Source organism: Exiguobacterium sp. FSL W8-0210 (genome assembly GCF_038006045.1).
GTDB lineage: Bacteria > Bacillota > Bacilli > Exiguobacteriales > Exiguobacteriaceae > Exiguobacterium_A.
The window spans coordinates 23,109-35,000 of record NZ_JBBOUK010000001.1 but is presented as its reverse complement, the minus strand read 5'-3'; the positions used below and the strand labels follow the sequence as shown (position 1 = coordinate 35,000).

9 protein-coding genes, 3 tRNA genes, 2 rRNA genes and 1 other RNA gene (1 of these 15 cut by a window edge) are annotated in these 11,892 nt (G+C 48.7%); 2 read left to right on the top strand and 13 right to left on the bottom strand.

The genetic code is table 11. The features are described from left to right. The 8 genes from MKY22_RS00155 to tadA form a co-directional block, all read right to left on the bottom strand. Window positions 1–2,188: ribosomal RNA gene (locus tag MKY22_RS00155) — 23S ribosomal RNA — on the bottom strand; it reaches 726 nt to the left of the window's first position. A 167-nt stretch (window positions 2,189–2,355) separates the two neighbouring features. Next, window positions 2,356–3,917 (bottom strand): 16S ribosomal RNA (locus MKY22_RS00150). The 16S and 23S rRNA genes sit together here, the layout of an rRNA operon. Window positions 3,918–4,251: 334 nt before the next feature. Further along, window positions 4,252–4,470 (bottom strand): YaaL family protein, encoded by a 219-nt coding sequence (locus MKY22_RS00145; RefSeq protein WP_050679042.1) that lies wholly within the window; start codon window positions 4,468–4,470, stop codon window positions 4,252–4,254. Further along, the gene (recR, locus tag MKY22_RS00140) at window positions 4,467–5,066 is read right to left on the bottom strand and encodes a recombination mediator RecR (RefSeq protein ID WP_290780538.1); all 600 of its coding nucleotides are present in this window, start codon (window positions 5,064–5,066) and stop codon (window positions 4,467–4,469) included. The genes MKY22_RS00145 and recR overlap by 4 nt, the downstream gene beginning before the upstream one ends. A gap of 18 nt (window positions 5,067–5,084) precedes the next feature. After that, window positions 5,085–5,405: a YbaB/EbfC family nucleoid-associated protein gene (locus MKY22_RS00135; protein ID WP_023469881.1), complete on the bottom strand. Its 321-nt coding sequence runs from the start codon at window positions 5,403–5,405 to the stop codon at window positions 5,085–5,087. 18 nt (window positions 5,406–5,423) lie between these two features. Continuing rightward, window positions 5,424–7,109 carry a DNA polymerase III subunit gamma/tau gene (gene dnaX, locus MKY22_RS00130; RefSeq protein WP_290780535.1) on the bottom strand — a complete coding sequence of 562 codons (1,686 nt, stop codon included), beginning with the start codon at window positions 7,107–7,109 and terminating at the stop codon, window positions 5,424–5,426. Between the two features lie 95 nt (window positions 7,110–7,204). Then, window positions 7,205–7,471, bottom strand: an RNA gene (gene ffs / locus MKY22_RS00125) — signal recognition particle sRNA large type. 48 nt (window positions 7,472–7,519) lie between these two features. Beyond that, on the bottom strand, window positions 7,520–8,026 hold the full coding sequence (gene tadA, locus MKY22_RS00120) for a tRNA adenosine(34) deaminase TadA (RefSeq protein WP_341085790.1): 507 nt from the start codon (window positions 8,024–8,026) through the stop codon (window positions 7,520–7,522). Window positions 8,027–8,134: 108 nt separating this feature from the next. Here tadA and MKY22_RS00115 point away from each other — a divergent pair, with 108 nt between their 5' ends. After that, window positions 8,135–8,764 (top strand): deoxynucleoside kinase, encoded by a 630-nt coding sequence (locus tag MKY22_RS00115; RefSeq protein ID WP_290780529.1) that lies wholly within the window; start codon window positions 8,135–8,137, stop codon window positions 8,762–8,764. Beyond that, the gene (locus MKY22_RS00110) at window positions 8,761–9,438 is read left to right on the top strand and encodes a deoxynucleoside kinase (protein WP_029343036.1); all 678 of its coding nucleotides are present in this window, start codon (window positions 8,761–8,763) and stop codon (window positions 9,436–9,438) included. The genes MKY22_RS00115 and MKY22_RS00110 overlap by 4 nt, the downstream gene beginning before the upstream one ends. Before the next feature lie 72 nt (window positions 9,439–9,510). Here the strand turns inward: MKY22_RS00110 and MKY22_RS00105 are convergent, their stop codons facing one another. From MKY22_RS00105 to serS, 5 genes are all read right to left on the bottom strand, one after another. Then, a complete protein-coding gene (locus MKY22_RS00105) occupies window positions 9,511–9,975 on the bottom strand; it encodes a DinB family protein (RefSeq protein ID WP_290780526.1) in 465 nt (154 codons plus the stop codon). A gap of 102 nt (window positions 9,976–10,077) precedes the next feature. Further along, window positions 10,078–10,167 (bottom strand) — tRNA-Ser (locus MKY22_RS00100). 35 nt (window positions 10,168–10,202) lie between these two features. Continuing rightward, window positions 10,203–10,293: transfer RNA gene (locus MKY22_RS00095), tRNA-Ser, on the bottom strand. A gap of 39 nt (window positions 10,294–10,332) precedes the next feature. Next, a tRNA-Ser gene (locus MKY22_RS00090) sits at window positions 10,333–10,423 on the bottom strand. Window positions 10,424–10,560: 137 nt separating this feature from the next. After that, on the bottom strand, window positions 10,561–11,838 hold the full coding sequence (gene serS, locus MKY22_RS00085) for a serine--tRNA ligase (protein WP_290780523.1): 1,278 nt from the start codon (window positions 11,836–11,838) through the stop codon (window positions 10,561–10,563). Window positions 11,839–11,892 lie beyond the last annotated feature (54 nt).

The window sequence follows — 11,892 nt, the reverse complement described above, 5'->3', positions numbered from 1 at the left end:
TATCCCAAGGGTGACTCCTCCGAAGCTGGCGCTCCGGGCTCGACGTCTCCCGCCTATCCTGTACATCATGCACAAAGCCTCAATATCAGGCTGTAGTAAAGCTCCATGGGGTCTTTCCGTCCTGTCGCGGGTAACCTGCATCTTCACAGGTACTATGATTTCACCGGGTCTCTCGTTGAGACAGTGCCCAAATCGTTACGCCTTTCGTGCGGGTCGGAACTTACCCGACAAGGAATTTCGCTACCTTAGGACCGTTATAGTTACGGCCGCCGTTTACTGGGGCTTCGGTTCAAAGCTTCGCTTGCGCTAACCCATCCCCTTAACCTTCCAGCACCGGGCAGGCGTCAGCCCCTATACGTCATCTTGCGATTTAGCAGAGACCTGTGTTTTTGCTAAACAGTCGTTTGGGCCTATTCACTGCGGCTCTACTCATGTAGAGCGTCCCTTCTCCCGAAGTTACGGGACCATTTTGCCGAGTTCCTTAACGAGAGTTATCCCGCGCGTCTTAGAATTCTCATCTCGCCTACCTGTGTCGGTTTACGGTACTGGCGCCTTCCCCCTCACTAGAGGCTTTTCTTGGCAGTGTGAAATCGTGACCTACGTCCCTACGGGACTCCGCGTCGTTCCTTGACTTTGATGCCTGACGGATTTGCCAATCAGACGGTCTTGAAACTTGCACATGCACTTCCATCCGCATGCGTCACTATCCTCCTGCGTCCCCCCATTGTTCAAACGGTGGATCGGCGGTACAGGAATATCAACCTGTTATCCATCGCCTACGCCTTTCGGCCTCGGCTTAGGTCCAGACTAACCCTGAGCGGACGAGCCTTCCTCAGGAAACCTTGGGCTTTCGACGGAGGGGATTCTCACCCCTCTTTTCGCTACTCACACCGGCATTCTCACTTCCAAACGCTCCACTGCTCCTTCCGGTACAGCTTCGCAGCGGTTTGGAACGCTCCCCTACCATTCCTTACGGAATCCGCAGCTTCGGTGGTATGTTTAGCCCCGTTACATTTTCGGCGCGGCGCCACTCGACTAGTGAGCTATTACGCACTCTTTGAATGGTGGCTGCTTCTAAGCCAACATCCTAGCTGTCTAGGCAGCGCCACATCCTTTTCCACTTAACATACACTTTGGGACCTTAGCTGGCGGTCTGGGCTGTTTCCCTCTTGACTACGGATCTTATCACTCGCAGTCTGACTCCCGAGTATAAGTTGCTGGCATTCGGAGTTTAACTGAATTCGGTAACCCTGTGGGGGCCCCTAGTCCAATCAGTGCTCTACCTCCAGAACTCTCAACCTCGAGGCTAGCCCTAAAGCTATTTCGGGGAGAACCAGCTATCTCCAGGTTCGATTGGCATTTCACCGCTACCCACACCTCATCCCCGCACTTTTCAACGTGCGTGGGTTCGGACCTCCAGTCAGTGTTACCTGACCTTCATCCTGGACATGGGTAGATCACCTGGTTTCGGGTCTACGACAACGCACTGAACGCCCTGTTCAGACTCGCTTTCGCTACGGCTCCGCCTCATCGGCTTAACCTCGCGCGTTATCGTAACTCGCCGGTTCATTCTACAAAAGGCACGCCATCACCCGTTAACGGGCTCTGACTACTTGTAGGCATACGGTTTCAGGATCTATTTCACTCCCCTTCCGGGGTGCTTTTCACCTTTCCCTCACGGTACTGGTTCACTATCGGTCACTAGGGAGTATTTAGCCTTGGGAGATGGTCCTCCCGGATTCCGACGGGGTTTCACGTGTCCCGCCGTACTCAGGATCCACTCTGGAGGGAAAACAGTTTCAGCTACAGGGCTGTCACCTTCTTCGGCCGACCTTTCCAGGTCCTTCACCTACTGTCTTCCTTTTTGACTCCGTATAGAGTGTCCTACAACCCCGAAGAGCATGCTCTCCGGTTTGGGCTGTTCCCGTTTCGCTCGCCGCTACTCAGGGAATCGCATTTGCTTTCTCTTCCTCCGGGTACTTAGATGTTTCAGTTCCCCGGGTCTGCCTCACGTTACACTATGTATTCATGTAACATGTCCCATCCCATTACGGATGGTGGGTTCCCCCATTCGGAAATCTTCGGATCAAAGCATACTTACTGCTCCCCGAAGCATATCGCTGTTCGTCGCGTCCTTCATCGGCTCCTAGTGCCAAGGCATCCACCGTACGCCCTTCATACCTTGATCTAGCGTTGGTATTCTAAGAACACACGTCTTAAATGACATGGTTAATTAAAAGTTTGATGTCTTGTTGATGTCTTCAGTTTTCAAGGTGCGAGTGTCTCTTACGAGACTGAGAGACGAGCTCTCAAAACTGAACGATGGGCATGTCCCGTAAGGGACGTTTTCCTTAGAAAGGAGGTGATCCAGCCGCACCTTCCGATACGGCTACCTTGTTACGACTTCACCCCAATCATCTACCCCACCTTCGACGGCTGGCTCCTTACGGTTACCTCACCGGCTTCGGGTGTTGCAAACTCTCGTGGTGTGACGGGCGGTGTGTACAAGACCCGGGAACGTATTCACCGCAGTATGCTGACCTGCGATTACTAGCGATTCCGACTTCATGCAGGCGAGTTGCAGCCTGCAATCCGAACTGGGAACGGCTTTATGGGATTGGCTCCACCTCGCGGTCTCGCTGCCCTTTGTACCGTCCATTGTAGCACGTGTGTAGCCCAACTCATAAGGGGCATGATGATTTGACGTCATCCCCACCTTCCTCCGGTTTGTCACCGGCAGTCTCCCTAGAGTGCCCAACTGAATGCTGGCAACTAAGGATAGGGGTTGCGCTCGTTGCGGGACTTAACCCAACATCTCACGACACGAGCTGACGACAACCATGCACCACCTGTCACCATTGTCCCCGAAGGGAAAACTTGATCTCTCAAGCGGTCAATGGGATGTCAAGAGTTGGTAAGGTTCTTCGCGTTGCTTCGAATTAAACCACATGCTCCACCGCTTGTGCGGGTCCCCGTCAATTCCTTTGAGTTTCAGCCTTGCGGCCGTACTCCCCAGGCGGAGTGCTTAATGCGTTAGCTTCAGCACTGAGGGGCGGAAACCCCCCAACACCTAGCACTCATCGTTTACGGCGTGGACTACCAGGGTATCTAATCCTGTTTGCTCCCCACGCTTTCGCGCCTCAGCGTCAGTTACAGACCAAAGAGTCGCCTTCGCCACTGGTGTTCCTCCACATCTCTACGCATTTCACCGCTACACGTGGAATTCCACTCTTCTCTTCTGTACTCAAGCCTTCCAGTTTCCAATGGCCCTCCCCGGTTGAGCCGGGGGCTTTCACATCAGACTTAAAAGGCCGCCTGCGCGCGCTTTACGCCCAATAATTCCGGACAACGCTTGCCACCTACGTATTACCGCGGCTGCTGGCACGTAGTTAGCCGTGGCTTTCTCGTAAGGTACCGTCAAGGTACGAGCATTCCCTCTCGTACGTGTTCTTCCCTTACAACAGAGTTTTACGATCCGAAAACCTTCATCACTCACGCGGCGTTGCTCCATCAGACTTTCGTCCATTGTGGAAGATTCCCTACTGCTGCCTCCCGTAGGAGTCTGGGCCGTGTCTCAGTCCCAGTGTGGCCGATCACCCTCTCAGGTCGGCTATGCATCGTCGCCTTGGTGGGCCGTTACCCCACCAACTAGCTAATGCACCGCAAGGCCATCTCAAGGTGACGCCGGAGCGCCTTTCATCAACGGACCATGCGGTCCGATGAACTATCCGGTATTAGCTCCGATTTCTCGGAGTTATCCCAATCCTTGAGGCAGGTTCCTTACGTGTTACTCACCCGTCCGCCGCTCATTCCGCTGCCTTCCCTCCGAAGAGTTCCGTCAGTTTCCTGCGCTCGACTTGCATGTATTAGGCACGCCGCCAGCGTTCGTCCTGAGCCAGGATCAAACTCTCCATGAAGTGTTTGACTTGCTCGTTTTTGTGACCGAAGTCACGATTGACGAAGCTTGCGCTTCATTCGTTTTTGTATTCCGTAGAATACGATTTTTGCCTCATCGTTCAGTTTTCAAAGTTCGTCCGCGCCTGTTTTAGCGACTCAATTAGAATACCAAGTCTGAAACAAGAAGTCAACAACTTTTTTGAAATTGTTTTTTTACTTGTTTGCCGTAAGCGCTCGTCCTCTTAAGGACATGAATTAATATATCACGATAATTAGACATGTGCAACTACTTTATTAAAATAACTTATAGTTTTTTTAGAGCATGTAAAAACCGCAGACAAGAATGGCTGCGGTTTACTTCATCATCAATGAGACGCGTCTTCTTTTTGCTTCGCTTATATAGAAGAAATACAGTGATTCCGCTAACTTCATTTGTGCTTCTAAATCACCATAGTCATCATAGCTGATCTCTAAAAGATGACGCTTCATCAAATAATCTTCTTTTGCTTTTGCTAATTCTTCTAACAAACGCTCGTCGTACTCACTGCGAATCTTCTTTCGAAACCAACTCATAGTTCGCGACGTCCCTCCATTGCACGAGATAACGTCACTTCATCTGCGTATTCAAGATCTCCACCAACCGGAAGACCATGAGCGATCCGAGTGATCCGAATACCCGTCGGTTTTAAGAGACGCGATAGATACATCGCCGTCGCTTCTCCTTCGATATTCGGATTGGTTGCTAAGATGACTTCCGTAATCGCTTCGTCCGCTTGAAGACGTGTCAGTAGACTAGATACATTGATATCCTCTGGACCGATTCCTTCCATTGGACTGATCGCTCCATGTAAGACATGGTACAACCCTTGGTAATCTCGCATCTTTTCCATTGCAATGACATCCCTTGAATCTTGGACGACACAGACGATCGTACGGTTTCGGTGTTTATCTGTACATACATAACAAGGATCTTGATCCGTGATATTCCCGCAGACACTACAGTAGGCAATGTCGCGCTTCGCACTGACCAATGCCTTTCCGAACATCAAGACATCGTCCTCTTCCATATCAAGAACATGAAACGCTAGACGAACTGCTGTCTTCGGACCAATCCCAGGTAGTTTCATAAAACTTTCGATCAAACGACTAATCGCTTCAGGATATTGCAAGTGGTTTCCTCCTACGAATTAAAACATTCCCGGCAGATTCATACCTTGTGTGAATTTCCCCATTTTACTTGCTACGAGTTCATCGACCTTCTTCAAAGCATCGTTCGTTGCAGCCAAGACGAGATCTTGAATCATTTCAACGTCATCTGGATCAACGACTTCTTCTTTAATGATGACATCTACGATATTTTTATGACCATCTGCGACGACTGAGACCATTTCGCCGCCTGCTGTACCTGTCACTGTTAAGTCTTTTAGTTCTTCTTGTGCTTTCGCCATATCCTTTTGCATCTTCTGCATCTGTTTCATCATATTGTTCATGTTTCCCATTCCGCGCATCTGTATTCCTCCTCGAATTTAATCTTCGAACTCTACGATATCACCAAAACGACCAAGCGTCTCGGACAATAACTGATCGCTCTCCGATTCTTGTTTTGTTTCCTTCTCTTCTATACTACTACTATTTCGCTTAGCAACAAACTCTGCCTTCAGTTCATGCCAATCCTTTGAGAGAATCGCTAAAATTTCGCGTTTGACGCCACATACTTCATACAATGCTTCTTCAATCACGAAACGTGTTCGTTCATTCGTCATGACCTGCTCAAAGTGCCATCCTTTACCGTCATCGAATTCAATCAGCAACGTATCCGCTGAACAAAGAACCGGTTTACTCTCATGGAGTAACGAGTAGATGGGGCCATCTTCTTTTAAAATCCATTTTAAGATGTGATCCCAGCGTTCTTGAATCTCGCGCAATTGCGCTTTCTCTGCTCGCTCTAGCATTTGGCGAATCCGCTCTTTGGCGATTCGAACGGTTGGTCGTCCTTGTTTCCGCTTCGGTTGCGCTTGTGGTGCAACCGCTTCTTGTGCTGGAACACCATTTGACTTCCACTGGTGCATCTGTTCTTTCATTTCGCGGACTTCCTGTTGCAACGATTGGACGATCTGTCCCGTCGTTCTCCCTTGTTCCGCGATTTGAATGAAGGCAATCTCAACGAGTACTCGCGGATGATTCGTCAATCGCATCTGTTGTTGGCAGTCATGTAACTGATCAATGATCGTAAAACACGTCTCTGCTTCAATCGATTCAACGAATTGTTTGAACTCATCCGTCGGGCGCGCACGCTCTAGCAAGTCGACAGCTGTAGGAGAGGCTTTCAACAACAACGTGTCCCGGTAAAAGAAGACGAGATCCTCCACGAAACGTTTTAGATCTTTTCCCGCTCGTTGCATCGTCTCAAGCGTCTGTAACAACTGATCGACTTGATGTTCATGTAAGGCACGGGCAATATTCAATAACGCTTCATCTTCTACTGCCCCTGTTACTTCAAGAACAGCCGCATCGTTCAAATCACCGTTCGAAAAAGCAACCGCTTGGTCGAGTAGACTCAGCGCATCACGCATACCACCATCCGCCGCTCGGGCGATCAATCGTAATGCCGTATCCGAATACTCGATCGATTGATCTTTTAAGATATATTGCATCCGCTCTACGAGTTGATCGACTTCATGCCGCTTCACATCGAAACGTTGGCAACGCGAGATGATCGTCGCCGGAATTTTATGTGGTTCAGTCGTTGCTAAGATGAAGATGGCGTGCGCCGGCGGTTCTTCTAATGTTTTGAGCAAGGCATTAAAGGCACCTGTCGACAACATATGCACTTCATCAATGATATAGACTTTATAGGCTGCTTCTGAAGGGGGATATTTGACTTTATCCCGGATTTCCCGAATCTCATCTACGCCGTTATTGGAAGCCGCATCGATTTCGAAGACGTCTGGGCTTGATCCTTCCGTGATCGCAAGACACGTCGGGCACGTATTACACGGTTCTTTGACCGGTGCATGCTCACAGTTGATCGCTTTAGCGATGATTTTGGCAAGACTCGTCTTTCCTGTTCCGCGAGGACCCGAAAATAGATAGGCGTGGGACATCCGTCCCTCCATCAATGCATTTTGGATCGTACGGGTGATATGCGCTTGTCCAACGACTTCGTCGAATCGTTGCGGACGGTACACGCGGTATAGTGCTTGATAGGCCAAGTTTGCGCCTCCTCTTTTTAAGTTCCTCATTCTATTTTACCTAAAAAAGTCTACAACCGAAACCGGCTGTAGACTTGTCTTTAAAAATTAAACTGCCGCGCACCATATTCTGAAATATGTTCAACATGCGTTACTCACGCAGCCTGCTCAGTCCAAGCACCCCTACAACACACAGAGAGCACCACTTAAGGCTGCTTCCTTCCGGACCTGACCTGGTTCATGGGTATCTGTTGCGTAGGACTCAAACGTCAACGCTACTTACGTGAGGCAGACCACACCAATCATATCCCTCGACATGGAATTCAGTCTCGCTATAGCGGATTGCGAGTGACAGGGAACCGCTACATCCCCACCTAGCACGGCAAATGGTTTATCGATTTTTAGTGGCACCTTGTTTCAGTGCTTTTTCATTATACTGTTTCATCTGGTGTGATGCAACCCATTGCCCACTTTCGTGCTTTCTTTTTCGCACGTAGTTCCCGAAAGAACGTCGTTAGCATCTCCCCACACTCTTTTTCTAATATACCGCTCGTCAGCTCTGAGACATGATTGAACCGATCGTCTTGCACCAGGTTCATCAGTGTTCCACAACATCCACCTTTCGGATCAACGGCACCAAAGATGACATGTTCGATTCGTGACAGCATGATGGCCCCTGCACACATCGGACACGGTTCGAGTGTCACGTATAACTCGCATCCTTCCAGTCGCCAATTACCGAGTTTTCGGCACGCTTCCTCAATCGCGATCAACTCGGCATGTGCCGTCGCTTGTTGATCCGTTTCCCGGTGATTGTAGCCCGTCGCGATGACTTCATCGTCTTTGACGATGACACATCCGATCGGAACTTCACCGATCGCTTCTGCCTTTTTCGCCTCTTCGATCGCAAGGCGCATATAGTGTTCCTGTCGTTCCATCGATGATACTCCTCACTCTAAAAAAATTCTCCTTTTGAAACTTCAGCAAGTCGTACTTCTTTGTGCTAAAATATAAATTGCACTTTGCTGAACGGAGGGTCATTGTATATGTTCATAACGGTTGAAGGACCGATTGGTGTAGGCAAAACATCACTTGCGAACGCCATCAGTCACCATTTCTCTTTTTCTATGTTACGCGAAATCGTCGAAGAAAATCCCTTTCTTGGAAAGTTCTATGAAGATATCGAAGAATGGAGCTTCCAGACGGAAATGTTCTTCTTGTGCAATCGCTTCAAACAACTCGATGATATCGAACGTCATTACCTCAGTAAACAACGCTCTGTCGTTGCTGATTACCATATCTTTAAGAACTTGATTTTTGCACACCGCTCTCTGAAGGTAGAGCATCTTGAGAAGTACGAACAAATCTATTCGATCCTGACGACAGACATGCCGAAACCGGATGCTGTCATCTACTTGAACGCAAGCATCGACACCTTGATGAAACGTGTTGCGCTGCGCGGACGAGAAATCGAAGAAAACATGTCACGTGCCTATCTCGAACAATTAGCCGAGGATTACGAGACATTCGTCACGGAATACCAATCCAAACATCCGGAAGTCAAAATCATCCGTTTCGACGGGGATGCACTCGACTTCGTCAAGCGGCCGGAAGATCTCGAGTACGTCTTGACGACGATCCGGAACGAATTATATGAAGGAGCGAACCACGCATGAACTTGAAGCTACGCGAACAATACAACATCCCGGCAGATGCCGTCATTACGATCGGCGGTATGGTCGGGATCGGTAAATCAACGATCACAAACGGATTAGCAGATGCCCTTGGTTTCCGGACGTCACTCGAAAAAGTCGATACGAACCCTTACTTGGATAAATTCTATCATGATTTCGAACGTTGGAGCTTCCACCTCCAAATCTATTTCCTCGCTGAACGCTTCAAGGAGCAAAAGCGGATTTTCCAATACGGTGGTGGTTTCATCCAAGATCGTTCGATCTATGAAGATACAGGGATCTTTGCTAAGATGCATTTCGAAAAAGGAACGATGTCTCCAACAGATTACGAGACATATTCAAGTTTGTTTGACGCAATGGTCATGACACCATTCTTCCCGCATCCGGATCTTTTGATCTATCTTGAAGGTTCGTTCGAACAAGTACTAGAACGAATTCGTCTTCGCGGACGTGAGATGGAGCAACAGACACCAATCGAATATTGGGAAGAGATGTACGAGCGCTATACGAACTGGATCAATAACTTCACGATCTGCCCGGTACTTCGTTTGTCGATCGACGAATACGACTTACTGAACGAGCCAGAATCCATCGACCGGATTCTCGCGAAGATTGAAAAGCAGCTTGAAGTTGCTCGCATTGCCAATACACGCTAACTGATCAGATCTGCCTCTTAGGCGGATCTTTTTTGCGCAAAAAAAGGAGACGCGTGTCGCATCTCCCTCGCATTAACCAATTACTTGATTGATTTGTTCCATATGGTGTAGATCATGTTGAGCCATTGCTCCGAGGAACTGACCGATCGTCAGTTCTTTGTCTTTAATGACGACCTTGTCTTGCAGGCGTTCTTCCGGAATCAATTCGACTGCACGGCGCAACAAGTCACGGCTGACTAAAAACTCATCGATCGTCAAGATCCGTTGCTGCTCACGGCTCATCTTCGCCGCTTCTTCATTGACGGCTTGGCTATCTGGTGCGACACGGAATGGTTCACACGCGAGCAAGTACGGGATGCGCTCTGCGACCATGAAGCGATCCCATGGTGATAAGTGACCGATGATCTCAGCAATCGTCCATTTACCTTCTGCATACGATGTTCGCCATGCCTCTTCTGAAATCTGTTCTAAGTCTTTTACATATGTCATCGTCATCGCATAATGCGAAAGCAACGATTCTTTTGTTTGTTCGTTCATTTCGTCCACCTCTTCTTCGTTTTTCACGTAGGCAACCATAGCACGCACGAAGAAATCGATGCAACAAAAAAGCACCTCAGAATTGAGATGCTTTATAAAAAGCGGAGTCGGTGGGATTCGAACCCACGCGAGCCTTGCGACCCCTAACGGATTTCGAGTCCGTCCCCTTCAGCCGGACTTGGGTACGACTCCATGATTATATTTATTTTTGGGTAAAAAAAAAGAAGTGGAGGAGGCGGTGGGATTCGAACCCACGCACGGCTTTCGCCGCCTGACGGTTTTCAAGACCGTTCTCTTAAACCACTTGAGTACGCCTCCAAGCTATAAAACGTGCATGTCGTTGTCAAAAAATAAAAATGGAGGAGGCGGTGGGATTCGAACCCACGCACGGCTTTCGCCGCCTGACGGTTTTCAAGACCGTTCTCTTAAACCACTTGAGTACGCCTCCGTACTTCTTACCAGATCAATGATGACCTGTCTGTTTTCCTGACATTAATTATGATAGCATCTGCCTTTTAACGTGTAAAGACCTTTTCTAAAAAAACTTTTTAAAATACAGAAAGGGGGATTACTCCCCCTTCTGACTTAAGCTTGGATCACTTCAAGACCACCCATGTATGGACGAAGCACTTCTGGAATAACAACTGATCCATCCGCTTGCTGGTAGTTCTCTAAGATTGCAGCAACTGTCCGACCGACTGCAAGGGCAGAACCGTTTAACGTGTGAACGAATTCTGGTTTTGCGTTCGCTTCGCGGCGGAAACGAATCTGTGCCCGGCGTGCTTGGAAATCTTCAAAGTTTGAACAAGAAGAGATTTCACGGTAGACGCCTTGGCTTGGCATCCAGACTTCGATGTCGTATTTCTTCGCAGCCGTGAATCCGAGATCAGCTGTACACATGCTCAATACTTGATACGGCAGTTTCAGCTTTTTCAAGACCATCTCTGCTTGTCCTGTTAACAATTCAAGCTGCTCGTAAGATTCTTCTGGTTTGACGAAACGAACGAGTTCAACTTTATTGAATTGGTGCTGACGGATCAAACCGCGTGTATCGCGTCCGGCAGAACCAGCTTCTGAACGGAAACATTGGCTGTACGCCGCATAGCCGATCGGTAACTGATCTGCTGTTAGGATTTCTTCACGGTGCATGTTCGTCACCGGAACTTCTGCTGTCGGTACGAGGAAGTAGTTCGTCTCTTCGATCTTAAAGGCATCCTCTTCGAACTTCGGCAATTGTCCTGTTCCTGTCATAGAGTCACGGTTGACCATGAGTGGTGGCAAGATTTCTGTGTAGCCGTGCTGATCTTGATGGAGATCCATCATGAAGTTAATCAATGCCCGCTCAAGACGTGCACCCGCTCCGCGGTAAAAGACGAAACGGCTACCTGTTACTTTTCCAGCACGCTCGACATCGACGATTTTTAATTGCTCCATCAAATCCCAGTGTGGGACCGCTTCGAAGTCAAACGCTGGTTTGTCACCGACTTCACGTAAGACGACGTTATCGTCTTCAGAAGAACCGACCGGTACGCTGTCATGTGGAATGTTTGGAATACCGAGGAGAAGTTGGTTCAATGTCGCTTCGACATCACGTAACTCGTCGTCAAGCGTCTTGATCTCATCTCCGACACTACGCATCGCAGCGATCGCTTCGTCCGCGTTTTCCTTATTGCGCTTGAGTTCAGCGATTTTTTTCGTTGCTTCATTTCGTTCTGCTTTCAACACTTCTGTCCGCGCAATCAGTTCTCGGCGTTTCTCATCAAGTGCGAGGAAACGGTTCATGTCCGTCAAGTCCTCTCCTCGGTGCGCTAACTTTTCTTGAATGGCGTCAAAATCTTGGCGTAATCGTTTAATATCAATCATCTGTAATTCCTCCTTTATGTCATAAAAAAAGGCGACTCGTCTCTTTCCGGTATT